Origin of the sequence: Mycobacterium heidelbergense, from assembly GCF_010730745.1 — a bacterium.
In the GTDB taxonomy this organism is placed as follows: Bacteria; Actinomycetota; Actinomycetes; order Mycobacteriales; family Mycobacteriaceae; genus Mycobacterium; species Mycobacterium heidelbergense.
This window is the reverse complement of the sequence record NZ_AP022615.1, coordinates 855,938-880,538: the sequence shown is the minus strand read 5'-3', so window position 1 is coordinate 880,538 and position 24,601 is coordinate 855,938. Positions and strand designations below refer to the sequence as shown.

The window sequence follows — 24,601 nt, the reverse complement described above, 5'->3', positions numbered from 1 at the left end:
GTGACAAGCCTTTCGGTGACGGTATCGGTGTCATGTCGGTGTTTCTCTGTCGCGGTCACGCGCGCACGAGTTCCGACTCCGAATACGTCGCCGAATCGCGGCCACCGCCCGGTCCGAGCGAGGCTCGGGCCAAGCGGGCCAGCTGTGCACGCACATTTCGCCGGCATTGGCGGTAAGGGAAATACAGCCAATACCTACGGCCATGATAGCTGGTCGACAGCCGGTGCCCATTTTCCGCCGGGTCCGCCGACTAGAGTGTTGCCATGAGCCGGCCCACCTACAATCCGTCCTCCGCCGACCGGGTGGACGATTCGAGCGCCTCGCGGCTGTCGGCGGATCATCCGGGCGTCAACGAACTGTTCGCCGTGCTGGCATACGGCGAGGTCGCCGCGTTTTACCGGCTCACCGACGAGGCGCGGATGGCGCCCGACCTGCGGGGACGGATCTCGATGGCCAGCATGGCCGCCGCCGAAATGAAGCACTACGAGCTGCTGCGCGACGCCCTGGAACGCCGCGGCGTCGACGTGGTGTCGGCGATGGCGAAGTACGTTTCGGCCCTGGAGAACTACCACCGGCTGACCATGCCGAGTACGTGGCTGGAAGCCCTGGTGAAGACTTACGTCGGGGATGCCCTGGCCGCCGACCTCTACCTGGAGATCGCCGACGGGCTGCCCGACGAGGTCGCCGACGTCGTGCGGGCGGCGCTGTCGGAGACCGGGCATTCGCAGTTCGTCGTCGCCCAGGTGCGCGCCGCCGTGACCGCCAGCGGCAAGCAGCGCAGCCGGCTGGCGCTGTGGTCTCGTCGCCTGCTCGGCGAGGCGATCACCCAGGCCCAGTACGTGCTCGCCGAGCACGACGAGCTGGTCGATCTGGTGGTCTCGGGCGCCGGCGGCCTGGGCCAGCTCGGTGCGTTCTTCGACCGCCTGCAACAGACGCACGACCGGCGGATGCGCGAGCTCGGCCTGAGCTGAGCTGACCGCTCAGCGGGTGCAGGTCGCCATGATCCCGTTGTTGGCCGACACCACCACCGGTTGACCGGCGGCGTTGAGGATCGCGCAGTCAAGCCGGCCGTAGAAGCTCGTCGCGACCACCGACTGGGTCTGGACGCCGGGGTTCAGGACGATCACCTTCGACCACGGCAGCGACACGTTGAACTCCGTCTGCGGGTAGCCCCGGGCATCGGTGTAGACGACGTTCACCAGGTCCAGGAGTTGTTTCGTGCCGGTCACGCTGTAGATGACGGTGCGCGGGTTCAGCGCGGGCGGCGCCGCCGCGGCCAGGGGAGGCGGCGCGGCGGGCACCGGGCTCGGCGAGGCGCTGGGCGGGGCCAAGGTGGTGACCGTCTCGGGCGGTAACGGGGTCGCCCGCGGGTGGCTCGTCGACGCGCCGGGCGGGGCCGTTGTCCTGGGAGCTGGGGGCGCGGTCGTCAGCGTCCGGGGAGCCGGCGGTCCCACGGTCGCCTTGGTCGACGCGCTGTCGCCGCTGTTGATGATGACCGCGGTCGCGACGGCGCCGAGGGCCACCACGGCGCCCAGGATCGCCACCACCGGGCGCCACCGGGTGTCGGACGGCCAGGCCAGCTCGCCGTAGCCGTCCCGGATGTCGGTGTCGGCTCCGTCATAGCTCTCGTCGGGGTAGTCGTGGACCAGGCCGTCGAGGTCGGTGAGCGTGTTTCTGATGATGCCGATGTTACTGATGTGAGTAATGGTGACCGGGTGGCGTGCGGCATCTTGGCCCAGCTGGGAGCGAATCGTTATCTTCCGGCGCCCTCTTTCGCTGACCGCGAACAACCCGGCCGGGGCCGGGGCGCGATACACCGCCGGGGCGTCCACTAGCCTGCTGCTGACACGCCTACGACGTCACGACCAACGAAAGGGGCCAGCGTGGAGGTCAAGATCGGTATCACGGACAGTCCGCGCGAGCTGGTCATCTCCAGTGTTCAGACGCCCGCCGAGGTCGAAGAACTCGTTGCGGCCGCGCTGCGCGAAAGCCCGGGCCTGCTCAGCCTGAGCGACGAGAGGGGCCGTCGCTTCCTGATCCAGGCGGCCAAGGTCGCCTATGTCGAGATCGGTGCCGCCGACGCCCCCCGGGTCGGTTTCGGGATCGGCGCGGAATCGGCCGCACGGGCCGCGGGAAAGGCCGCTAAGGGCGAGTAAGCGGGACGTGCGAGAGCCCGCCCCAGGCGAACTGGACGGTGCCCTCGACGGCGTCCGACTTGGAAATCGGACGGTCGGAGTCCAGCCAGTACCGGGCGCAGTCGACGCTGATGCCGACCAGTCCGACGGCGATCATCCGGGCGCGATGCGGGTCCAGCCCGGAATCGGCGCTGATCAGGTCGAACACGGCGTCGGTGCACGATTCGGTGGCGACCCGCACCTGCGCGGCGACCTCGGGCTCGGTGACGAAGTCGTTCTCGAAGATCAGCCGGTAACCCTGGCTGTCGTGCTCGATGAAGTCGAAAAACGCCTGGACCGCCGCGTGTAGGCGTTGCCGGTTGTCGGTGGTGGTGCTCAATGCCTGCTGCACGCCGGAGACCAGGTTCTCGACGTGCCGCTGCAGCACCGCCAAATACAGCTCCAGCTTGCTCGAGAAATGTTGATACAGAACGGGTTTGCTGACCCCCGCCCGGTCGGCGATCTCGTCCATGCCGGCGGCGTGGTAGCCGTGATCGACAAAGACGTCGCTGGCGACAATCAGCAATTGGCCGCGACGCTCGTCGCGGGGCAGCCGGTTGCCGCGGCGGTTGGCGGTCGCCGTGCCGTCGCCCGGCCGCGACCGGTCGGCCGGTTTGACGGCACGCCGTGCCGCCGCCTTGGCGAGATCGCTCATCCAGTCCTCATCTGATCGTCTCTGATCGTCGGCGACCGGCCTTCGGACACCTCCGGGGGCCAGCCGCACGCGGCTCGTCGCACAGACATTACTACTCGTGTCGGCTTCGCGATTGGCATCGCCGCCATCGGCGCTGGCAGAGGCGGTGTCGCGCGGTGCGTTCGGGCGCGCCAAGGGCGGTCGCGGTGTCGGCTGTGCGATCCTGGGGAAATGACGTCCCAGCGGCCCGGGCACGGCACCGGTCGAGCTCCGATGCTGCGTGACGAGTGGCGAGAACCGCTTCGGGCACTGCGTGATCCCCTCGCCCGGGACGCCGGACGCGCCCGGGCCGACCGCGAGCGGCCGCGCCAATGGCGCAAACAAACCTGGCTGGGACGGTTCCTATCCACTTACGGCTGGCGCGCGTATGCGTTGCCCGCCCTGGTCGCGCTCTCCGCGCTGGTGATCTACCAGGCGGTGACCGGCACCGGTGCGCCGAAACCGGCTGCGACTCAACAGATCCAGGGCCCACCGGACATCGGCGCGGTGGGCACCTCGATCATCGACGCGCCGCCCCGCGGGCTCGCTGCCTTCGACGCCAATCTGCCGGCCGGGACGCTGCCGGACGGCGGCCCGTTCACCGAGGCGGGCGACAAGACCTGGCATATCGTGCCGGGCGTGACACCGCAGATCGGTCAGGGCACCGCCAAGGTGTTCCACTACACCGTCGAGGTCGAAAACGGCATCGACCCCACCATGTTCGGCGGCGACGACGCCTTCGCCCAGATGGTCGACCAGACGCTGGCCAATCCCAAGGGGTGGACGCACAACCCGCAATTCGCGTTCGTCCGGGTCGACGGGAGCGGCGGGGGCAAGCCCGACTTCCGCATCTCGCTGGTGTCCCCGGTGACGGTGCGCGAGGGGTGCGGCTACGAATTCCGGCTGGAGACGTCCTGCTACAACCCGGTATACGGGGCCGACCGGCAGGCGCGGGTCTTCATCAACGAGGCCCGCTGGGTGCGCGGGGCCGTTCCCTTTGAGGGCGACATCGGCTCCTACCGGCAGTACGTGATCAACCACGAGGTCGGCCACGCCATCGGGTACGTGCGGCACGAGCCCTGCGAACAGCAGGGCGGTCTGGCGCCGGTGATGATGCAGCAGACGTTCTCCACGTCCAACGACGACGCCGCCAAGTTCGACCCGGACTTCGTCAAGGCCGACGGGAAGACGTGCCGATTCAACCCGTGGCCGTATCCGATCGCCTGACGAGCCCGCATCCCTGGCGCCGCTTCGGGCGCCGCCGCTTTCCTGGCGCCGTCGGCGCCGCGAGCGTCACGCCAGCGTGGCGCTCGACGTCGACTGCCACGCTGGCGTGACGCTCGACGGCGTCATCCCGGGAAACAACCCCGGCGGCCCGGGCGTTGACCTCATTGCCGTCGTCTACGCCAACTGCTGTGATGGACGTTGGACGACGCACCAGAACTTGATCGCGAAGCCAACCGAGGAGATGTTCGGTGTCGACAAGCCAGACATCACTGCCAGGACTGCCGCCATTGGTCGAGCCCGCACACCAGCTGAGTCGCGACGAGGTGGCCCGTTACAGCCGCCACCTGATCATTCCCGACCTGGGCGTCGACGGTCAGAAGCGGCTCAAGAACGCGCGGGTGCTGGTGATCGGCGCCGGGGGCCTGGGCGCGCCGGCGTTGCTGTACCTGGCCGCGGCCGGCGTCGGCACCATCGGCATCGTCGACTTCGACGTCGTCGACGAGTCCAACCTGCAGCGCCAGATCATCCACGGCACCGCCGACGTCGGACGATCCAAGGCCCGGTCCGCGCGCGACTCCATCGTCGCGATCAACCCGCTGGTCGACGTGCGGTTGCACGAGTTCCGGCTGGACCGTAGCAACGCCGTCGACCTGTTCGGGCAGTACGACCTCATCGTGGACGGCACCGACAACTTCGCCACCCGGTACCTCGTCAATGACGCCGCCGTGCTGGCGAAGAAGCCCTACGTGTGGGGGTCGATCTACCGGTTCGAGGGCCAGGTCTCGGTGTTCTGGGAGGACGCCCCCGACGGGCGGGGCCTGAACTACCGCGACCTCTACCCGGAGCCGCCGCCGCCCGGCATGGTCCCGTCCTGCGCCGAGGGCGGCGTCCTGGGCATCATCTGCGCGTCGGTCGCGTCGGTGATGGGCACCGAGGCGATCAAACTGATCACCGGGATCGGCGAGCCGCTGCTCGGCCGGCTGATGATCTACGACGCCCTCGAGATGAGCTACCGCACGATCAGGATCCGCAAGGACCCGTCCACGCCGAAGGTCACCGAGTTGATCGACTACGAGGAATTCTGCGGCGTGGTGTCCGACGATGCTGCCCAGGCGGCCACCGGCTCGACCATCACCCCGCGCGAGTTGCGCGAGTTGCTGGATTCCGGCACGAAGCTGGCCCTGATCGACGTGCGCGAGCCCGTGGAATGGGACATCGTGCACATCGACGGCGCCCAGCTGATCCCGCAGTCGTCGATCAACTCCGGCGAAGGCCTGGCCAAGGTGCCGCACGACCGCATGCCGGTGCTGTACTGCAAGACGGGCGTGCGCTCGGCCGAGGCGCTGGCCGCGGTGAAGAAGGCCGGATTTTCCGACGCGGTCCATTTGCAGGGCGGCATCGTGGCGTGGGCCAAACAGATGCAACCCGACATGGTGATGTACTGACCCGATGCCCCGGCTTAGCTCGTCTAGGCTACCCGTGTGAATCTCGAGCCACCGCCGGAGCATGTGCTGGCGGCGTTCGGTTTGACCGGTACGAAGCCCGTCGCCCTGGGTGCCGGCTGGGAAGGCGGTTGGCGATGCGGCGAAGTCGTCTTGTCGATCGTGGCCGACCACGCCCGCGCGGCCTGGTCGGCCCGGGTGCGGGAGACGCTGTTCGTCGACGGGGTGCGGCTGGCCCGGCCGGTCCGCTCGACCGACGGGCGATACGTGGTGTCGGGGTGGCGGGCGGATACCTTCGTCGCCGGCACGCCGGAGCCCCGGCATGACGAGGTCGTCTCGGCGGCGGTGCGCCTGCACGAGGCGACCGGCAAACTGGAACGCCCCCGCTTCCTGACCCAGGGGCCCACCGCGCCCTGGGGGGACGTCGACGTCTTCATCGCCGCCGACCGCGCCGCCTGGGAGGAACGCCCGCTGGCCTCGGTGCCGCCGGGCACGCGGACGGCGCCACCCTCGGCGGACAGCGAGCGATCGGTCGAGCTGATCAACCAGCTCGCCACCCTGCGGCGGCCGACCAAGAGCCCCAACCAGCTGGTGCACGGAGACCTCTACGGCACAGTGCTTTTCATCGGCACGGCGGCGCCGGGGATCACCGACATCACGCCCTACTGGCGCCCCGCGTCGTGGGCCGCGGGCGTGGTGGTCGTCGACGCGCTGTCCTGGGGCGAGGCCGACGACGGGCTCATCGAACGCTGGAACGCCCTGCCGGAGTGGCCGCAGATGTTGTTGCGGGCGTTGATGTTTCGCCTGGCGGTCCACGCGCTGCACCCGCGGTCGACCGCCGAGGCGTTCCCGGGTCTGGCCCGCACCGCGGCCCTGGTCCGGCTGGTGCTCTAAGCGCCGGACGGGAACTCGTAGCGGACGTCGTTCAGCGCGACCTTGCCGTCGGCGGCGAGGACGCCTTCGGCGCGCAGCAACTCCAGCTGCCGGGTGGTCAGATGCCGCGCGGGCCGCCCGGACGCGGTGATCACGCGGTGCCACGGCAGGTCCGAGGAGTCGGTCCGCATGATCCATCCGACGATGCGCGGGCTGGAAAGCCCTGCGACGGCGGCGATGTCGCCATAGGTGGCGACGCGGCCGGACGGTATCGCCGCGACCAGCGACCGCACCCGCTCGACCTGCTCGTCGGTCACCGGAGCCACGGTCAGCGGGCTTCCAACAGCGTGCGCGCCAGTGCCGCGACTTCGGTCGGCCTGGCGTAGGGCACCATGTGGTCGCAGTCGAAATCCAGCAGCTCGAAATCGGGCCCCAGGCGTTGCTCGAGTCCCGCGATCAGCCGGTCGCTGACGTACGGCGGCGAGGTTTGCTTCGCCCGCACCAGCACCGTGGGAGTTCCGGCCGGCGGCAGCACGACGTCGCGGGCCAGCTCGCTCCAGTACGACATCACCGCCGGCAGGCTGACGCGCCAGCCGCGGCGCCCGTTCGGCAGCTCGATCAGGTGCTCGGCGATCTCGGTGTCGAGCAGCGCGGGGTCCACGTCCGCCCAGGAGCCGGCCGCCTTTTCCGCGCGGGCCTCCGCGGCGTCGGGGTAGTCGGGGGAGGAAAACATCGCGTGGGCGATGTCGCGCATCCAGCCGCCGTCCAACCCGACCGCCGGGTCGAGCAGCAGCAGCGCCGCCACCCGGTCCGGGCGGGCCGCGGCCAGATGTATCGCCAGCGCGCCGCCGAACGAGTGCCCGACCACCAGCACCGGCGCGCCGGCCTCGTCGTCGAGCAGCGCCCCCAGCGCCGAGACGTTGGCGTCGATGGTCCACGGCGCCGCCCACGATGACCTGCCGTGGCCCACCAAATCTGGTGCGGCGACGGCGATTTCGGGCAGGTGGCCGGCCAGGTGCCGCCAGCGCCCGCCGTAACCGGTCAGGCCGTGAATGGCGAGCATCCGCACCGGACCGGCCGGACCGTAGCGGTGCACGTGCAGGTCGGCGATCACCCGTCGATGGTGCCAGGTGGCATCACCGGTGTCGCCGGGCGCCCGGCTCAGGGAGCGTCATCCCAATCGTCGTCGGTGGGGACGACGATCGCCTGCTCGATCACGTCGGCCTCGTCGGCATCGCGATCGGTGGCGGCCTCCAGGTACGCGGTGTCCAGGCCGGCCTCGTCGTCGTCGATAACCTGCCGCTGCTCGGCCGCGTCCGCCTCGGGCACCCCGTCCCCGGGACCGGGAGAGTGCGAGCCCTCGACGTCGTTCACGATCCAATCCCTTCTCACCTCGCGGGGCGTTTCGGCTGTCTGACGTCCAGTATCCGGATCCAGCATCCGGCGGGCGGACCTACTTGTCAGACCGCCGTGATTGCATGCAGCCATGTCGTACACCTGGGACGCCGAGGCGCGCGCGGTTCTGGCGCCCGACCTGCGCGGGCGGGTGCGAGTGCTGGGCGGGCCCGGCACGGGCAAGAGCGGCCTGCTGGTCGACGCCGCGGTCGCCTGGATCGGCGCCGGTGTCGATCCGGAATCGGTCCTGCTGCTTACCGGTTCGGGCCGGATCGGGGTGCGGGCGCGCAGCGCGCTGACGATGGCGCTGCTGCGGTCGCGGCGCGCCGGCGGCGGCCGGACCGCCGTCCGCGAGCCGCTGGTGCGCACGGTGCACGGCTACGCGTACGCGGTCCTGCGGCGGGCCGCCGAGCGTGCCGGCGACGCGCCGCCCCGGCTGGTCACCAGCGCCGAGCAGGACGCGATCATCCGGGAGCTGCTGGCCGGTGACCTCGAGGACGGCCCGCGTGCGGCCACCGCGTGGCCGGCCCACCTGCTGCCCGCCCTGAGCACCGCCGGCTTCGCCACCGAACTGCGAAACCTGATGGCGCGCTGCGCCGAACGCGGCGTGGAGCCGCGGGAGCTGGAGCGGCTGGGCCGTCAGTGCCGGCGTCCGGAATGGGCCGCCGCGGGTCGATTCGCGCGACAGTACGAGCAGGTGATGCTGCTGCAGGCGACGACGCCGGCGCTGGGCGCGGCCGAACTCGTGGGTGCCGCGCTGGAGGCGTTCGCGGTCGACCCGGAATTGCTCGCGGCCGAACGCGCCCGCATCCGCGTCTTGCTGATCGACGATGCCCAGCAACTCGACCCGCAGGCGGCCCGCCTGGTCCGGGTGCTGGCCGCGGGCGCCGATGTGACCCTGATCGCCGGCGACCCCAACCAGGCGGTGTTCGGCTTCCGGGGCGGCGAGGCCTCCGGGTTGTTGGCCGACGATTCGCCGTCGGTGACGCTGACGGTGTCGCATCGCTGCGCGCCGGCCGTGGCGCGCGTCGTCAGCGGCATCGCGGGCCGGCTGCCCGGCACCAGCGCCGGCAGGCACATCGACGGCGCCGGCGCCGAGGACGGCTCGGTCACCGTGCGCCTGGCCGCCTCGGCGCACGCGGAGGCGGCCATGATCGCCGACGCGCTGCGGCGCGCGCACCTGATCGACGGGGTTCCCTGGTCGCAGATGGCGGTCATCGTCCGGTCGGTGCCGCGGGCCGGCGCGCGGCTGCCACGGGCCCTGGCCGCCGCCGGGGTGCCGGTCGCGGCGCCGCCGCACGGCGGACCGCTGGCCGACGAGCCCGCGGCCCGGGCGCTGCTCACCGTCCTGGCTGCCACCGCCGACGGGCTCGACGACGCCCGGGCGCTGGCCTTGCTGACCGGGCCCATCGGCCACGTCGATCCGGTGTCGCTTCGGCAGCTGCGCCGCACCCTGCTGCGCGCCCACCCGGACCGTCCGCCGGGCGACCCCGGGGGTCTCCTGGCCGGGGCGCTGCGCGCCGACGCGCGCTCCCGCCCGCTGCGGCGGGTGCGTGCGGTGCTGGACGCGGCCGCGCGCTGCCACCGCGAGGGCCAAGACCCGCGCCACACCCTGTGGGCCGCCTGGCACCGGTCCGGTCTGCAGCGTCGCTGGCTGTCGGCCGCCGAGCGCGGCGGCCCCGCCGGCGCCCAGGCGACCCGGGACCTGGAGGCGGTGACCGCCCTGTTCGACGTCACCGACCACTACGTGTCCCGCACGCCGGGCGCGTCGCTGCGCGGGCTCGTCGAGCACGTCGCGGCGCTGCGACTGCCGAGCGCCAACCCCGAGCCGGCGACGGAGGTGCAGCAGGTCCGGGTGCTCAGCGCCCACGCCGCGCTCGGACACGAATGGGACTTCGTGGTCGTCGCGGGGCTGCAGGACGGCCTGTGGCCCAACACGATTCCGCGGGGCGGCGTGCTGGGCACCCAGCGCTTGCTCGACGCGCTGGACGGCGTCACCGAGGACGCCTCGGCGCGGGCGCCGCTGCTGGCCGAGGAGCGCAGGCTGCTGGTGGCGGCGATGGGCCGGGCCCGGCGCCGGCTGCTGGTGACGGCCGCAGACGGCGACACCGGCGGGGCCGACGGGGAGGCGGCGCTGCCGTCGGCGTTCTTCGCCGAGATCGCGCAGTGGGCCGACGGTGACGGCGATCCCGTTGACGCGCAACCGGTCTCGGCGCCTCGGGTGCTGTCCACGGCCGCGCTGGTGGGCCGGTTGCGCGGCGTGGTGTGCGCGCCCGAGGGCGCCGTGGACGACGCCACCCGCCATTGCGCGGCAACGCAATTGGCCCGGCTGGCCAAAGCCGGCGTGCCGGGCGCCGACCCGGCCGGCTGGCACGGCCTGATCCCGGTCAGCACCACCGAACCGCTGCGGGGCGGCGGCGACCTCGTCACGCTGACGCCGTCGACCCTGCAGACGCTCAACGATTGCCCGCTGCGCTGGCTGGCCGAACGGCACGGCGGGACGAACGCGCGCGATCTGCGGTCCACCATCGGCTCGGTGCTGCATGCGCTGATCGCCGAGCCGAACAAAAGCGAATCGGAGTTGCTGGCCGAACTGGACCGGGCCTGGAAGCACCTGCCCTTCGACGCCGACTGGCATTCGGCCAACGAGCTGGCCCGCCACCGCGCGATGATCGAGGCATTCGTCGAGTGGCGGGCGCGGACCCGCGGCGAACTGACCGAGGTCGGCGTCGAGGTCGAGGTCGACGCGACCCTGCCGACGCCGCGCGGCGACGGCGGCGGAATCCGGCTGCGCGGCCGCGTCGACCGACTGGAACGCGACGGGGCCGGCCGGCCGGTGATCGTCGACATCAAGACCGGCAAGACGCCGGTCAGCAAGGACGACGCCCAACAACACGCCCAGCTGGCGATGTACCAGCTGGCGGTCGCCGAGGGCTTGTTCCCCGCCTTCCCCGCCGGCACGGAGCCCGGCGGCGGGCGGCTGGTCTACCTGGGCAGGCCGGGGGCCACCGGCGTGACCGTGCGCGAGCAGGATCCCCTGACGGCGGCCGCCCGCGACGAATGGCGCGACCTCGTCCGGCTGGCCGCCGACGCGACGGCCGGGCCGCGGTTCATCGCCCGGCGCAACGACGGCTGCGCGCACTGCCCGATACGGCCGGGCTGCCCGGCCCACGCCGACGGGTCAGCGTCGTGAACCCGCGCTACAGCCCGGCCGAATTGGCTTGCGCGCTGGGGCTTTTCCCGCCCACCGCCGAGCAGGCCGCCGTCATCGCCGCCCCGCCCGGCCCGCTGGTCGTCATCGCCGGCGCCGGCGCCGGCAAAACCGAGACGATGGCCGCGCGGGTGGTGTGGCTCGTCGCCAACGGCTACGCCGAACCCGGCCAGGTGCTGGGGTTGACGTTCACCCGCAAGGCGGCCGGCCAGCTGCTGCGCCGGGTCCGGTCCCGGCTGGCCCGGCTGTCCGGCACCGGCCCCGCGGTCGCCGAACCGGCGGGCACCCCGGTGGTCAGCACCTACCACGCCTTCGCGGGCTCGCTGCTGCGCGACTACGGCCTGCTGCTGCCCGTCGAGCCCGACACCCGGCTGCTCGGCGAGACCGAGCTATGGCAGCTGGCCTTCGACGTGGTCAGCGGGTACCGCGGCGAGCTGCGCACCGACAAGACCCCGGCCGCGGTCACCTCGATGGTGCTGCGGCTGAGGGGCCAGCTGGCCGAGCACCTGGTCGACACCCGCCAGCTCCGCGACACCCACGTCGAGCTGGAACGGCTGATCCACACCCTGCCGGCGGGCCCCTACCAGCGCGACCGCGGACCCAACCAGTGGCTGCTGCGGCTGCTGGCCACCCAGACCGAGCGCGCCGAGCTGGTGCCGCTGCTCGACGCGCTGCACGAGCGGATGCGCGCCGCGAAGGTGATGGACTTCGGCGCCCAGATGGCCTCGGCCGCGCGGCTGGCGTCGGCGTTTCCACAGGTCGGCGAAGACCTGCGGAAACGCTACCGGGTGGTGCTGCTCGACGAGTACCAGGACACCGGGCACGCCCAGCGCATCGCGCTGTCGGCCCTGTTCGGGGGCGGCCACGACGACGGCGACGACGCGTTGGCGCTGACGGCGGTCGGCGACCCGATCCAGTCGATCTACGGCTGGCGCGGCGCCTCGGCGACCAACCTGCCGCGGTTCACCACCGACTTCCCCCGCTCCGACGGCACCCCCGCGCCCGTCCTCGAGCTGCGGACCAGCTGGCGCAACCCGCCCCGCGCCCTGCGGGTGGCCAACGCCGTCTCGGCGGAGGCGCGGCGACGGTCGGTGGCGGTGCACGCGCTGCGCCCGCGCCCGGACGCCCCGCCCGGCACCGTCCGCTGCGCGTTGCTCGCCGACGTGGCCGCCGAGCGCGAATGGATCGCCGACCAGCTCGAGGGGCACTACCGGCGGGCCCGGGCCGACGACGTCTGCCCGCCGACCGCCGCGGTGCTGGTGCGCCGCAACGCCGACGCCGCGCCCGTCGCCGACGCCCTGCGCGCCCGCGGAATCCCCGTCGAGGTGGTGGGGCTGGCCGGGCTGCTGTCGATCCCCGAGGTCGCCGACGTCGTCGCCATGCTGCGGCTGGTCGCCGACCCGACGGCCGGCGCGGCGGCGCTGCGGGTGCTGACCGGCCCGCGGTGGCGCCTCGGTGGTCGCGACGTCGCCGCGCTGTGGCGCCGGGCGCTGGCCCTCGGTGGCGGGCCGCGGTCGGATGAGACGCCGTCGCCGGAGGCGATCGCGAGGGCGGCGGGATCCTCCGACATCGGAGCCGACGGCGCGTGCCTGGCCGACGCGATCAGCGATCCCGGCCCGCCCGGCTCGTACTCGGCCGCGGGGCACCGGCGGATCACCGCGCTGGCCGCGGAACTGAGCGCGCTGCGCGGCCACCTCGGCCACTCCCTGCCCGACCTGGTCGCCGAGGTGCGCCGCGTGCTCGGCGTCGACTGCGAGGCCCGGGCCGCGGCGGGGATCTCCGCCGGCTGGGCCGGCGCCGAACACCTCGACGCGCTCGCCGACGTCGTCGCCGGCTACGCCGAACGAACGGGCGCCGCGGCCCGCGCGACGGACGCGCCGGCGACCGCATCGACCGCATCGGTGGCCGGCCTGCTGGCCTACCTGGACGCCGCCGAGGCGGTCGAAAACGGTTTGCCGCCCGCCCCGCCGGCCGTCGCGCCCGACCGGGTCCAGGTCCTCACGGTGCACTCCGCGAAGGGTCTGGAGTGGCAGGTGGTCGCGGTGGCGCACCTGTCGGGCGGGATCTTTCCGTCGACCGCGTCGCGGAGCACCTGGCTCACCGACGCCGCCGAGCTGCCGCCGCTGTTGCGCGGCGACCGGGCGTCGGCGGGATCTCTGGGCATCCCGGTGCTGGACACCTCGGACGTCACCAATCGAAAGCAGCTGTCGGACAAGATCTTCGAGCATCGCCGCCAGCTCGAGCAGCGGCGCGTCGACGAGGAACGCCGACTGCTGTATGTCGCCATCACCCGGGCCGAGGACACCCTGCTGGTGTCCGGCCATCAGTGGGGCTCCACCGGAGTCAAACCGCGGGGGCCGTCAGATTTCCTGTGCGAAATCAAGGACATCATCGACGGCTCGGCCGCCGCCGGCGATCCCTGCGGCGTGGTGGAGCAGTGGGCGCCCGCGCCCGCCGACGGCGAGCGAAACCCGCTGCGCAACAGCGTGATCGAAGCGACCTGGCCCGCCGACCCGCTGGCCGCGCGCCGCGCGGACGTCGAACGCGGGGCGGCGCTGGTGGCCAAGGCCATGTCGGCCGGCACCGCCGAGGCCGGCGCCGACGATGCCCCCTGGGCCGCCGACGTCGACGCCTTGCTGGCCGAGCGGGCACGGTCGGAAACCCCGCCCGCCCACGCCCTGCCCGGCCAGCTGTCGGTCAGCGGTCTGGTGGACCTGGCGCGTGACCCGGCCGCCGCGGCCCAGCGGCTGAGGCATCGGCTGCCGTCGCGCCCCGACCCTCACGCCTTGCTGGGCAACGCTTTTCACGCCTGGGTCCAGCGGTTCTACGGCGCCGACTCGCTGTTCGACCTCGGCGACCTGCCGGGCGCGGCGGACTCCGACATCGGCGACCCCCGGGAATTGGCCGCGCTGCAGGCGGCGTTCGCCGAATCGCGTTGGGCGGCCCGCACTCCCGTCGCCGTCGAGGTGCCCTTCGAGATGCCGATCGGCGATACCCTCGTGCGCGGGCGCATCGACGCGGTGTTCGCCGATCCCGATGGCGGCGCCACCGTCGTGGACTGGAAGACCGGTGAGCCGCCGCGCGGGGCCGAAGCCATGCGGCAGGCCGCCGTCCAGCTCGCCGTCTACCGCCTGGCGTGGGCCGCCTTGTCCGGAGCGCCGGAATCGTCGGTGCGCACCGCCTTCCATTACGTGCGCACCGGTGCGACGGTCACGCCCGACGAACTGCCCGATCCCGCCGAGCTGGCCGGGTTGCTGGCGGGCCCTGCCGACCGCGGCCCCGTGCGGGCGTGACGTGCGCCGCCCGAGTATTGGGCGGCCCGCCGTCGTGGTTACATTGTCAGTCGTGCGTGTCTGGTGCGCAGGGACGGGCCGCCGTGGCCAGCGGTAGGGCGCGCAAGCTCAGCGGTCTCGACGAAACCCTGACCGCACAACCCGGTCATCAGCTCGTCGGCGTCCTGCGCATCCCCGAAGACCACGCCAGCCCCATCCGGGTCATCGCGCGCCGGGTGGTCATCGCGTTGCTGGTGTTGCTCGCCGCCACCGTCGTCGTGTACCTGGATCGCGACGGCTATCGCGATGTGCGGGGCGAGCACCTGACTTTCCTGGACTGCCTGTACTTCTCGGCGGTGTCGCTGTCGACGACCGGCTACGGCGACATCACCGCGTACTCGGAAGCCGCGCGTCTGGTCAACACCGTCGTCTTCACGCCGCTGCGGATCGCGTTCCTGGCCGTGTTGGTCGGCACGACGCTCGAGGTGCTCTCGGAGCGGTCCCGGCAGGCGTGGAAGATCCAGCGTTGGAGGAGCAAAGTGCGCAACCACACCATCGTGATCGGCTACGGCACCAAGGGGAAAACGGCGGTCGCCGCCATCCTCGGCGACGAGGAGGCCCGGGGCGAGGTCGTCATCGTCGACACCGATCGGTCCGCCCTCGAACACGCCGCGACGGCCGGCCTGGTCACCGTCCACGGCGACGCCACCAGATCCGACGTGCTGCGGTTGGCCGGCGCGCAACACGCGGCGTCGATCATCGTGGCCACGAGCCGCGACGACACCGCCGTGCTGGTCACGCTGACGGCGCGGGAGATCGCGCCCAAGGCCAAGATCGTGGCGTCGATCCGGGAGGCCGAGAACCAGCACCTGCTGCAGCAATCGGGCGCGGACTCCGTCGTGGTCTCCTCGGAAACCGCCGGCCGGCTGCTCGGCCTCGCCACCACCACGCCCAGCGTCGTGGAGATGATCGAGGATCTGCTGACGCCGGACGCGGGGCTGGCCATCGCCGAACGCGAGGTCGAGCCGGCCGAAGTCGGCGGATCCCCACGGCATCTGCGCGACATCGTGCTCGGCGTGGTCCGCGACGGCCACCTGCTGCGCATCGGCGCCCCCGAGGTGGACGCCATCGAGGCGAGCGACCGGCTGCTTTACATCCGGCACGCGGGGCATTAGCCCGTGGACTTTCAGCTGCGGAGCGTTCCGTTGCTGTCGCGCGTCGGCGCCGACCGGGCCGATCAGCTGCGCACCGACGTCGAGGCGGCCACCGCGGGATGGGCGGAAGCGGCCCTGCTGCGGGTGGATTCGCGCAACCAGGTGCTGGTCGCCGACGGGCGGGTGGTGCTCGGCGCCGCCGCCGCACTGGCCGACAAGCCGCCGCCGGACGCGGTGTTCCTGGGCCGCGTCGAGGACGGCCGCCACGTCTGGGCCGTCCGGGGTGCGCTGCAAGCGCCCGAGGACCCCGACGTCGAAACCGAGGTGGTGAACCTGCGCGGCCTCGGCCCGATCTTCGACGACACCAGCGGCCAACTGGTGTCCTCGGCCGTCGCGCTGCTGAATTGGCATGACAGGGCCCGGTTCAGCGCGGTGGACGGCTCCCCGACGAGACCGGCCCGGGCGGGCTGGTCACGGGTCAACCCGGTCACCGGCCATGAGGAGTTCCCGCGCATCGACCCGGCGGTGATCTGCCTGGTCCACGACGGCGGTGACCGCGCGGTGCTGGCCCGCCAGGCGGTGTGGCCGGAGCGGATGTTTTCGCTGCTGGCCGGATTCGTCGAGGCCGGCGAGTCTTTCGAGGTCTGCGTCGCTCGGGAGATCCGCGAGGAAATCGGCCTGACCGTGCGCGACGTGCGCTACCTGGGCAGCCAGCCGTGGCCGTTCCCCCGCTCGCTCATGGTCGGCTTCCACGCCCTGGGCGACCCGGCCGAGGAATTCTCCTTCAACGACGGCGAGATCGCCGAGGCGTCCTGGTTCACCCGCGACGAGGTCCGCGCGGCGCTCGCCGCCGGCGACTGGAGCAGCGCCTCGAACTCGAAACTCCTTCTGCCCGGATCGATTTCGATCGCGCGCGTGATCATCGAATCCTGGGCCGCCGTCGAGTGAGGCCGAGTGAGTCGGCCCGCCGCCCTTAGCCGGCGACCTCGGCCAGCTTCGCCTTGACCTGGGCGGCGTTCGGGTTGGTCAGAGTCGACCCATCGGCGAACCGCACCGTCGGGACCGTCCTGTTGCCGCCGTTGACCGAGCCGACGAACTCCGCCGCCGCCGGGTCCTGCTCGATGTCGACCTCGTCGTAGGGGATTCCACTCGATTTCAGCACCGTCTTGAGCCGGTGGCAGTAACCACACCACGAGGTCGTGTAAACGGTGAGCGAGGCGTTCGTCATAGCGCGTCAAACGTAACCTAAAGACGATGCATTCCGCGTGGCGCCGCGGTTCGAGGGTTGCCTTTCCCGCGTTGAACCGCGTCGAGATCGACGCTACCGTGCGGCCCACTCGAACTTTCCCGCGCTAACGCAGATTTCGGCGCGCCGTGGGCACGGCCGGCGGGGTATCGCCGGTGTGACCCGGACCACCACCGCGTGCGCCGCACCCGGTTTGTCGGCCACGCCTGCCACTATGGAAGCCAAGCATTATGGACGCCAAGATGGATACCACGTCGCTGGTCCCCGCGCCGACCGTTCCGGACCCATTGACCGCCGGGCTGGACGACGAGCAGCGCGAAGCCGTGCTGGCCCCCCGCGGGCCGGTCTGTGTGCTGGCGGGCGCCGGAACGGGCAAGACGCGCACCATCACGCACCGGATCGCGCAGCTCGTCGCGAGTGGCCACGTCGCCCCCGGGCAGGTCCTGGCGGTCACGTTCACCCAGCGCGCGGCGGGCGAGATGCGCTCCAGGCTGCGCGCGCTCGCGGCGGACGCGCACACCGGTGCGGAGGTCGGCGCGGTGCAGGCCCTGACCTTTCACGCCGCCGCCCACCGCCAGCTGCGCTACTTCTGGCCGCGGGTGGTCGGTGACACCGGCTGGCAGCTGCTCGACAGCAAATTCGCGGTCGTGGCCAGGGCCGCCAGCCGCTGCCGGCTGAACGTCAGCACCGACGACGTGCGCGACCTGGCCGGGGAGATCGAGTGGGCCAAGGCGTCGCTGATCGGCCCCGAACAGTACGCATCCGCCGTCGCCGCCGCCGGCCGGGACATCCCGAGGGACGCCGCGCAGATCGCGGCCGTCTACTCCGCCTACGAGGCCCTCAAGGTCCGCGACGAAGCCGTGACGCTGCTCGACTTCGACGACCTGCTCCTGCACACCGCGGCCGCGATCGAGAACGACGCCGCCGTGGCCGAGGAGTTCCGGGATCGCTACCGCTGCTTCGTCGTCGACGAGTACCAGGACGTCACCCCGCTGCAGCAGCGCATGCTCGCGGCCTGGCTGGGCGATCGCGACGACCTGACCGTCGTCGGCGACGCCAACCAGACGATCTACTCGTTCACCGGGGCCACACCCCGCTTCCTGCTCGACTTCTCGCGGCGGTTTCCCGACGCCACGGTGGTGCGCCTGGAACGCGACTACCGGTCCACCCCGCAGGTGGTGGCCCTGGCCAACCAGGTGATCGCCGCGGCCCGGGGCCGGGTCGCCGGCAGCAAGCTGCAGCTGTCCGGCCAGCGTGCGCCGGGCCCGGTTCCGTCGTTTCGCGAGCATCCCGACGAATCCGCGGAGGCCGCCGCCGTCGCGAAGTCGATCGCCCGGCTGATCGAATCCGGCACCCCGCCGTCCGAGATCGCGGTGCTCTACCGGGTCAACGCGCAATCCGAGATCTACGAGGAAGCGCTGACCGAGGCGGGCATCACCTACCAGATCCGCGGCGGCGAGGGGTTTTTCCACCGTCAGGAGATCAAGCAGGCGCTGCTGGCGCTGCAGCGCGCGGCCGAGCGGGGCTCCGAACAAGTCCTGGCCGGTCCGCTGCCCGACGTGGTCCGCGCCGCCCTGGAGCCGCTGGGGTTGACCGCCGGGGAGCCGACCGGCACCCGGGCCCGCGATCGTTGGGAGGCGCTGACCGCGCTGGCCGAACTGGTCGACGACGAGGTGGCGCAGCGCCCGCAGCTCGACCTCCAGGGGCTGCTGGCCGAACTGCGGATGCGCGCCGACGCGCGCCACCCGCCGGTGGTCCAGGGCGTCACGCTGGCGTCGCTGCACGCCGCCAAGGGGCTCGAGTGGGACGCGGTGTTCCTCGTCGGGCTGGCCGACGGCACCCTACCCATCTCGCACGCGCTGGCGCACGGCGCCGAGAGCGAGGCGGTCGAGGAGGAGCGCCGACTGCTCTACGTCGGAATCACAAGGGCCCGAGTCCATTTGGCGCTCAGCTGGGCGCTGGCGCGAAGCCAGGGCGGGCGGCAGAGCCGCAAGCCGTCGCGGTTCCTCAACGGCATCGCGCCACAGGCGGGCGCCGACCCGACCCCGGCCAAATCGCGGCGCAACCGCGGCGCCGCGACGCGGTGCAGGATCTGCAACAACAGCCTGACCACCCCGGCGGCCATCATGCTGCGGCGGTGCGAAACGTGCGCCGCCGACATCGACGAGGAGTTGTTGCTGCGGCTCAAGGCGTGGCGCCTCGACGTCGCCAAGGAACAAAACGTGCCCGCCTATGTCGTCTTCACCGACAACACGCTGATCGCCATCGCCGAGCTGCTGCCCGACGACGAGGCGGCGCTGATCGCGATCCCGGGGATCGGCGCGCGCAAGCTCGAACAGTACGGGCCCGACGTGCTGGAGCTGGTCCGGCAGGCCCGCTGACGGGCAAACATCCAGGTCAGAAAATCGGTTGTGACCACCGACCGGTATCATTTACCCTCGAAACCGCAATCCGCTGCCGGCTGAAGGCCGGCATGCGCGCAGGCGAGAGGAGGTGGCCACGATGTTCAACACCACATTCGGTGTCGGCGTGGCCGGCGCGGTGCTGACCGCGGGGACCTCCCATGCCGCCGCCGCGACTGACGCGTCCGTGGATCGGGGCCGCACCTAAAAAGCCCTTTCTCCCAACCGGCCACGGACCCGAAGTCACCAGGATCCGTGGCCGCAGTTTTGGGGCGTGAGTCAAAGCCCGCAACCTGGTCCGGATCGGAAGAACAAGGACAGCCATCAGACCAGGAAGCAGGTGAGCAGGACATGTCGGCACCGCCAGTCCCTAGACCGACAACGCCGGAGTTGCCGTGTCATGCCGGCGACCCCGACCTCTGGTTCGCCGAAACCCCCGCCGACCTGGAACGCGCCAAGACCCTGTGCGCGAGCTGCCCGATCCGCCGCCGCTGCCTGACGGCCGCGCTGGAACGCGCGGAGCCCTGGGGGGTATGGGGCGGCGAGATCCTCGAGCGAGGATCGATCGTGAGCTACAAGCGTCCGCGCGGACGCCCCCGCAAGGCCGTCGCCGCCTAGAAAACCCGCGCCGCGAAAGTGCCACTGCCGACGCATTTCCCACGAGACGGCGTCGATGGTTGCACCCTCGCGGGGGTTTAAACGACGGCCGTGTCGGGCTCGGCGAAACCAGGGATCAGTTCTTCCGAGAGCGCCTTGATCGGCACATGCGCATCCAACTGGCAGAGGATCGCCGCCACCGACGAGATCACCCGCATCGGGATCGCCAGCTTGGGCGGCAGATCCATTTGCCGAGCCGTCTTGATCTGCGAGACGGACCGGTCTATCTGGCTCACGGTCATCCTCTGCAGCCACTTGCGGGTGTAGTGGAACACGTCGACCTCGATGGGTTCGACGTACTGGCGCAGCATCTCATCGATGTCGCGCACCGACACCTGCCGGCCTTTCTGGATGAAGCCGACCTTCTCCATCGTCGGCAACAGCAGGTCGTAGTTCTTGTCGCGGGCCAACCGGATCGTCATCCCGAGCTCGACGGGATAGCCGCCGGGCAGGGGCGCGACGGCACCGAAATCGATGACGCCCATCCGGCCATCGGGCAGCAGCATGAAATTTCCCGGGTGGGCGTCGCCGTGCAGCATCTCCAGCCGGCGCGGCGCGTCGAAGGTGAGCTCGAGCAGGCGGGTGCCGATCAGGTCGCGCTGCTTGGTCGTCCCGTCGCGGATGATTTCGGCCATCGGCACGCCGTCGATCCACTCCTGGATCACCACCTTCGGCGCGCTGGCCACGATGCGCGGCACCGCGAAGTGCGGGTGGTCGTGATACGCCTTGGCGAACGCCCGCTGGTTGTCGGCCTCCAGCCGGTAGTCGAGCTCCATCTCGGTGCGCTGGATCAGTTCGTCGACGACGCCCTGGACGTCGGCGCCCGGGGACAGCTGCTTGAACACCCCGACCATCCGCTGCATGGTCTTGAGGTCGGCGCGCAGCGCCTCGTCGGCGCCGGGGTACTGGATCTTGACGGCCACCTCGCGGCCGTCGGACCACACGGCCTTGTGCACCTGACCGATGCTGGCCGAGGCGACCGGGGTGTCGTCGAACGAGCTGAACCGCCCCCGCCACTTGGTGCCCAGCTGCGCGTCGAGCACCCGGTGCACCTTGGCGGCGGGCAGCGGCGGGGCGTCCTTCTGCAGCTTGGTCAGCGCCTCGCGGTAGGGCTCGCCGTACTCCTCGGGAATGGCGGCTTCCATCACCGACAGGGCCTGGCCCACCTTCATCGCCCCGCCCTTGAGCTCACCCAGGACGGTGAACAACTGGTTGGCGGCCTTCTCCAGCAGCTCGGCCTGGACTTCGTCCTTCGACTTGCCGGTCAACCGCTTGCCGAAGCCGAGCGCCGCCCGACCGGCGAAGCCGACCGGAATGCTGGCCAGCTTGGCGTTGCGCGCGGCACGGCCGCGCTTGATATCTGCCACCTATCCATCATCCACGACGGTCAGCGCCCGATGTTGTCGATCCGGCCACAACCGGCTTCCCGCCCGGTGGCGCGCACACGGCCCGGACCGGGCGAAAGTCGGCGTCAGCATGAGCACATCGGATGCCTGGTCCACTCGCGCGCGACGATCGCGCCGGCGTTGAGGTCGAACTCCAAGGTGGCGTTCAGCGCCGGCGGCGGCGCGGGATCGGGCACCGCCTCCTGCCCGCGGACCGCGGCGATCACCCGGTTCACCTGGCTGAGCGCCAGGGCCGCGGTGGCCAGCAGGGTGGCCCGGTTGGCCACCCCGACGGTGTCGCGCAACTGGGCGGCGATGGCCGGCCACGCGGCATCACGGTCGCGGCGGTGCAGGTCCGCGCAGCTCAAACAGCTGGTCACGCCGGGGATGACCAGCGGGCCCACCAGCCCGGTGCCGTCGCGCACCCGAACCGGCAGGTGCGGGACCCCCTGGCTGTGCAGATCCCGCACCATGCGCGGGTCGGCGACCAGGTAGTCCGACAGCACCACCAGGTCCACGGCGGCGGCCGACACGGCGGCGTGCGGCTGGCTGCTGTGCGCGATGCGGGCCCCCGAGCAGCGCAACGCCTGCACGAGCAGCTCCGACAGCGGCCCGCGGCCGTGGATGCGGATCGACGCCGCCCGGCCCCGCGGCCGCCCACACTCGGTCGCCACGCCGGCGCCCACCAACTGCGTGACGAGGCTCGTCAGGCCGTCCGCGTCCTGCAACCCGCGATCGGCGGCCTGCCGCTGCAATTCCGATATCGGCGTCGGGGATCGCATGGACCGCAGCAGCCTCGCCAACTCCGCGGCGGCCAGGCCGCACGGCGGGCGGACCAGCACGGCGCGGCGGGGATCCCAGCCGACCTGGACGGCGCCGTCGGGTCGCAGCAGCACCGGCATCGCCGGGTCCAGCGCGTACCGCGAGAGCGCGGCCCCCGACATGGCCTGGGTCATGGGTTGACACGGTGCCACGCGGGCGGCGAACGCCGCGCTCAGTTATCCACAGGGCCGTCGGTGTCGGGGTCCTCGAGCTTGGCGATCGCCTCGTCGATGCCGCTGGTGTCCCCACCGATGACGCGGTCGATGAACCCGGCCGGCTCATCGAGGTCGTCGGCGCCGGGAAGCAGATCCGGGTGCTGCCAGACGGCGTCGCGGACGTCGGCGCCGGCGGCCTGGGTCAGGCGCTCCCACAGCGCCGCGGCCTCCCGCAGCTTGCGCGGCCGCAGCTCCAGGCCGACCAGCGTCGCGAACGTCTGCTCGGCCGGGCCGCCGCTGGCCCGGCGCCGGCGCAGCGTCTCGCTCAGCGCGACCGTGCCCGGGATCCGGTCGCCCAGGGCCGCGCTCACCACGACCTGCACCCAGCCCTCGATCAACGCCAACAGCGTCTCGAGCCGGTCCAGCGCCTGCTTCTGCGCCGGCGTCGCCTTCGGCTCGAAAACCCCCTGACCGAGCAGGTTTTCGATGGCCGCCGGATCGGACAGCGAGGCCGGGTTGAAGTCGCGTGCCAGCTCCTCGATTCCGGTCATGTCGATCTTCATGCCCCTGGCGTAGGCCTCGACGGCGCCCAGCAATTGACTGCTTAGCCACGGCACGTGGCTGAACAGCCGGTGGTGCGCGGCCTCGCGCGCGGCCAGGAACGTCAGGATCTCGCTGCGCGGCTGCTCCAGCCCGGCGGCGAACGATTCGACGGCGTCCGGCAGCAGCGCGGCCACCCCCCGGGGCCCCAGCGGCAGGCCGATGTCGGTCGAGGTCAGCACCTCCCGGGACAGGCGTCCCAGCGCCTGGCCCAGCTGTGAGCCGAAGGCCATGCCGCCCATCTGCGACATCATCGCCAGCAGCGGGCCGGCCATGCTCTTGGCCTCGTCGGGCAGGGACGACGCCCAGACCGTCGCGATCTGCTCGGCCATCGGGTCGCACAACCGCTTCCAGGTCTCCAAGGTGTTGTCGACCCAGTCGGTGGGGCTCCAGCCCACCGCGTTGGTGGTGCCCGCGGGCAGCGCCGTCGCCCCGTCCAGCCAGGTTTCGGCGAGGTGCACCGCGTCGGCGATCGCTTTGTTCGTCGTGGCGGGGATGGGCGCGGCAAACCCGATCGAGCTGGACGCGACCCGCCGCGCCAGCTCGTAGTTGACCGGTCCGGACGTCTTCCCGCCGGCCATGACGGTGCCGGCGCTGCTGAACATCTGGCCCAGCTGGGTGAAGATCTGGCCCAGGTCGCCCATGCCGAAATCTCCGCCCATGCCGAAAGCGCCCGACGGGTTGGAGGCCCCCGATCCGGGGTCGGGATCTTTCCCGCGCTTCTCGCGTTCGGGGTCGTCTCCCGAGGAGAAGCCGAAAGGCAGGTCAGGCATAACGTCAACGGTACTCACCGCGGGAACAGAACGTGGGATCCCGGGTCACGCTCGTAGCTGAACGGGCCTGAGCGGGGTCCGTCTAGTCTAAGCGGCGTGAACAGGCGGATTCTGACCCTGATCGTCGCGTTGGTGCCGATCGTGGCCTTCGGCGTGTTGCTCGCGGTGGTGACGGTGCCGTTCGTGTCGCTGGGCCCGGGCCCGACGTTCGACACGCTCGGCGAGGTCGACGGCAAGCAGGTGGTCGCCATCGAGGGTGCCCTGACCCACCCGACGACGGGCCACCTCAACATGACGACGGTGTCCCAGCGCGACGACCTGACCCTGGGCGAAGCGCTGACGCTGTGGCTCTCGGGGCAGGAGCAGCTGATACCGCGCGATCTCGTGTACCCGCCGGGCAAGTCGCGCGAGGACGTCGACAAGGCCAACAACGCCGATTTCAAGCAGTCCGAGGACAGCGCCGCGTATGCCGCCCTGGGGTACCTGAAGTACGCGCCCGCGGTCACCGTCGCGACGGTCACCGACCCGGGTCCGTCGGCGGGCAAGCTGAAGTCCGGTGACGCCATCGACGCTGTCAACGGCATTCCGGTGGTCAACGTCGAGCAGTTCACCGGGTTGCTGAAGAACACCAAGCCCGGTCAGGCGGTGATCATCGACTTTCGGCGCAAGAACGAGCCCGCCGGCGTGGCACAAATTACGCTGGGCGCGAACAAGGATCGCGACTACGGCTTCATGGGTGTCGCGGTGCTCGACGCGCCCTGGGCGCCGTTCACCGTCGACTTCAACCTGGCCAATGTGGGCGGGCCCTCCGCCGGGCTGATGTTCAGCCTGGCGGTCGTCGACAAGCTCACCACCGGTGACCTGGCCGGGTCGACGTTCATCGCCGGAACCGGCACCATCTCCCTCGACGGCAAGGTGGGCCAGATCGGGGGCATCACCCACAAGATGGTCGCCGCCCACGCGGCCGGAGCCACAGTGTTTCTGGTGCCCGCCAAGAACTGCTACGAGGCGAACTCGGACAACCCGTCCGGCATGCGTCTGGTGAAGGTCGAGACCCTCGGTCAGGCGGTGGACGCGTTACACGCGATCACGTCGGGCGGGCAGGCGCCCAGTTGCTAGCCCGCGATCGCGGGTCGCGCA

At 71.6% G+C, this 24,601-nt stretch carries 21 protein-coding genes and 1 pseudogene; 13 read left to right on the top strand and 9 right to left on the bottom strand.

The genetic code is table 11. The features are described from left to right. Positions 1-263: 263 nt before the first annotated feature. The gene (locus tag G6N25_RS04180) at positions 264-971 is read left to right on the top strand and encodes a ferritin-like fold-containing protein (protein WP_083073141.1); all 708 of its coding nucleotides are present in this window, start codon (positions 264-266) and stop codon (positions 969-971) included. Positions 972-980: 9 nt separating this feature from the next. Here G6N25_RS04180 and G6N25_RS04175 read toward each other — a convergent pair whose 3' ends face one another. After that, complete coding sequence (locus G6N25_RS04175) at positions 981-1,679, bottom strand: MmpS family transport accessory protein (protein ID WP_083073261.1); 699 nt, start codon at positions 1,677-1,679, stop codon at positions 981-983. A 204-nt stretch (positions 1,680-1,883) separates the two neighbouring features. Here G6N25_RS04175 and G6N25_RS04170 point away from each other — a divergent pair, with 204 nt between their 5' ends. Further along, positions 1,884-2,156: a DUF3107 domain-containing protein gene (locus tag G6N25_RS04170; RefSeq protein ID WP_083073140.1), complete on the top strand. Its 273-nt coding sequence runs from the start codon at positions 1,884-1,886 to the stop codon at positions 2,154-2,156. On the opposite strand, the gene G6N25_RS04165 is transcribed toward G6N25_RS04170, so the two are convergent. Continuing rightward, the gene (locus G6N25_RS04165; protein WP_083073139.1) at positions 2,143-2,829 is read right to left on the bottom strand and encodes a TetR/AcrR family transcriptional regulator; all 687 of its coding nucleotides are present in this window, start codon (positions 2,827-2,829) and stop codon (positions 2,143-2,145) included. The two genes, G6N25_RS04170 and G6N25_RS04165, sit on opposite strands and share 14 nt — an antisense overlap. Before the next feature lie 210 nt (positions 2,830-3,039). Between G6N25_RS04165 and G6N25_RS04160 the strand changes: the two genes are divergently transcribed. From G6N25_RS04160 to G6N25_RS04150, 3 genes are all read left to right on the top strand, one after another. Continuing rightward, entirely contained in the window at positions 3,040-4,074 is a 1,035-nt protein-coding gene (locus tag G6N25_RS04160) for a DUF3152 domain-containing protein (RefSeq protein ID WP_083073138.1), read from the top strand. 269 nt (positions 4,075-4,343) lie between these two features. Then, positions 4,344-5,519: an adenylyltransferase/sulfurtransferase MoeZ gene (gene moeZ, locus G6N25_RS04155; protein ID WP_179961700.1), complete on the top strand. Its 1,176-nt coding sequence runs from the start codon at positions 4,344-4,346 to the stop codon at positions 5,517-5,519. 36 nt (positions 5,520-5,555) lie between these two features. Further along, complete coding sequence (locus G6N25_RS04150) at positions 5,556-6,410, top strand: TIGR02569 family protein (protein ID WP_083073136.1); 855 nt, start codon at positions 5,556-5,558, stop codon at positions 6,408-6,410. Here G6N25_RS04150 and G6N25_RS04145 read toward each other — a convergent pair. The 3 genes from G6N25_RS04145 to G6N25_RS04135 are packed head-to-tail and all read right to left on the bottom strand — an operon-like array spanning position 6,407 to position 7,763. Then, a complete protein-coding gene (locus G6N25_RS04145; RefSeq protein WP_083073135.1) occupies positions 6,407-6,715 on the bottom strand; it encodes an MGMT family protein in 309 nt (102 codons plus the stop codon). The genes G6N25_RS04150 and G6N25_RS04145 overlap by 4 nt on opposite strands. 2 nt (positions 6,716-6,717) lie before the next feature. Beyond that, a complete protein-coding gene (locus tag G6N25_RS04140) occupies positions 6,718-7,503 on the bottom strand; it encodes an alpha/beta fold hydrolase (protein ID WP_083073134.1) in 786 nt (261 codons plus the stop codon). 47 nt (positions 7,504-7,550) lie between these two features. Next, positions 7,551-7,763 (bottom strand): hypothetical protein, encoded by a 213-nt coding sequence (locus tag G6N25_RS04135; protein WP_083073133.1) that lies wholly within the window; start codon positions 7,761-7,763, stop codon positions 7,551-7,553. Between the two features lie 112 nt (positions 7,764-7,875). On the opposite strand from G6N25_RS04135, the gene G6N25_RS04130 reads away from it, so the two are divergent. From G6N25_RS04130 to nudC, 4 genes are all read left to right on the top strand, one after another. Beyond that, complete coding sequence (locus tag G6N25_RS04130) at positions 7,876-10,977, top strand: ATP-dependent helicase (RefSeq protein WP_083073132.1); 3,102 nt, start codon at positions 7,876-7,878, stop codon at positions 10,975-10,977. Continuing rightward, the gene (locus G6N25_RS04125; RefSeq protein ID WP_083073260.1) at positions 10,974-14,288 is read left to right on the top strand and encodes an ATP-dependent helicase; all 3,315 of its coding nucleotides are present in this window, start codon (positions 10,974-10,976) and stop codon (positions 14,286-14,288) included. The genes G6N25_RS04130 and G6N25_RS04125 overlap by 4 nt, the downstream gene beginning before the upstream one ends. An 83-nt stretch (positions 14,289-14,371) precedes the next feature. Further along, positions 14,372-15,442 carry a potassium channel family protein gene (locus G6N25_RS04120; RefSeq protein WP_083073131.1) on the top strand — a complete coding sequence of 357 codons (1,071 nt, stop codon included), beginning with the start codon at positions 14,372-14,374 and terminating at the stop codon, positions 15,440-15,442. Between the two features lie 3 nt (positions 15,443-15,445). Continuing rightward, complete coding sequence (gene nudC / locus G6N25_RS04115) at positions 15,446-16,369, top strand: NAD(+) diphosphatase (RefSeq protein ID WP_083073130.1); 924 nt, start codon at positions 15,446-15,448, stop codon at positions 16,367-16,369. Between the two features lie 25 nt (positions 16,370-16,394). Here nudC and mrx1 read toward each other — a convergent pair whose 3' ends face one another. After that, positions 16,395-16,649 carry a mycoredoxin Mrx1 gene (gene mrx1, locus G6N25_RS04110; RefSeq protein WP_083073129.1) on the bottom strand — a complete coding sequence of 85 codons (255 nt, stop codon included), beginning with the start codon at positions 16,647-16,649 and terminating at the stop codon, positions 16,395-16,397. A gap of 260 nt (positions 16,650-16,909) precedes the next feature. Between mrx1 and G6N25_RS04105 the strand changes: the two genes are divergently transcribed. The 3 genes and pseudogenes from G6N25_RS04105 to G6N25_RS04100 all read left to right on the top strand — a co-directional run bounded on the left by G6N25_RS04105 (position 16,910) and on the right by G6N25_RS04100 (position 19,687). Beyond that, positions 16,910-19,048, top strand: a complete 2,139-nt coding sequence (locus tag G6N25_RS04105) for an ATP-dependent DNA helicase UvrD2 (RefSeq protein WP_083073259.1) — start codon at positions 16,910-16,912, stop codon at positions 19,046-19,048. 121 nt (positions 19,049-19,169) lie between these two features. Continuing rightward, positions 19,170-19,424 (top strand): annotated as a pseudogene (locus tag G6N25_RS24400) (hypothetical protein); the annotation flags it as partial. Beyond that, complete coding sequence (locus G6N25_RS04100; RefSeq protein ID WP_083073128.1) at positions 19,421-19,687, top strand: WhiB family transcriptional regulator; 267 nt, start codon at positions 19,421-19,423, stop codon at positions 19,685-19,687. The pseudogene G6N25_RS24400 and the gene G6N25_RS04100, both read left to right, overlap by 4 nt. 77 nt (positions 19,688-19,764) lie before the next feature. Here G6N25_RS04100 and G6N25_RS04095 read toward each other — a convergent pair whose 3' ends face one another. The 3 genes from G6N25_RS04095 to G6N25_RS04085 all read right to left on the bottom strand — a co-directional run bounded on the left by G6N25_RS04095 (position 19,765) and on the right by G6N25_RS04085 (position 23,479). Continuing rightward, positions 19,765-21,093: a macrolide-binding ATPase MABP-1 gene (locus G6N25_RS04095; protein ID WP_083073127.1), complete on the bottom strand. Its 1,329-nt coding sequence runs from the start codon at positions 21,091-21,093 to the stop codon at positions 19,765-19,767. A gap of 104 nt (positions 21,094-21,197) precedes the next feature. Continuing rightward, a complete protein-coding gene (locus G6N25_RS04090) occupies positions 21,198-22,067 on the bottom strand; it encodes a cyclodehydratase (RefSeq protein WP_083073126.1) in 870 nt (289 codons plus the stop codon). 38 nt (positions 22,068-22,105) lie between these two features. Next, complete coding sequence (locus G6N25_RS04085; protein ID WP_142272536.1) at positions 22,106-23,479, bottom strand: zinc-dependent metalloprotease; 1,374 nt, start codon at positions 23,477-23,479, stop codon at positions 22,106-22,108. Between the two features lie 78 nt (positions 23,480-23,557). Between G6N25_RS04085 and G6N25_RS04080 the strand changes: the two genes are divergently transcribed. Continuing rightward, positions 23,558-24,580, top strand: coding sequence for a YlbL family protein (locus G6N25_RS04080; RefSeq protein ID WP_083073124.1), 1,023 nt, complete (start codon positions 23,558-23,560; stop codon positions 24,578-24,580). The last annotated feature ends 21 nt before the right edge of the window (positions 24,581-24,601 follow it).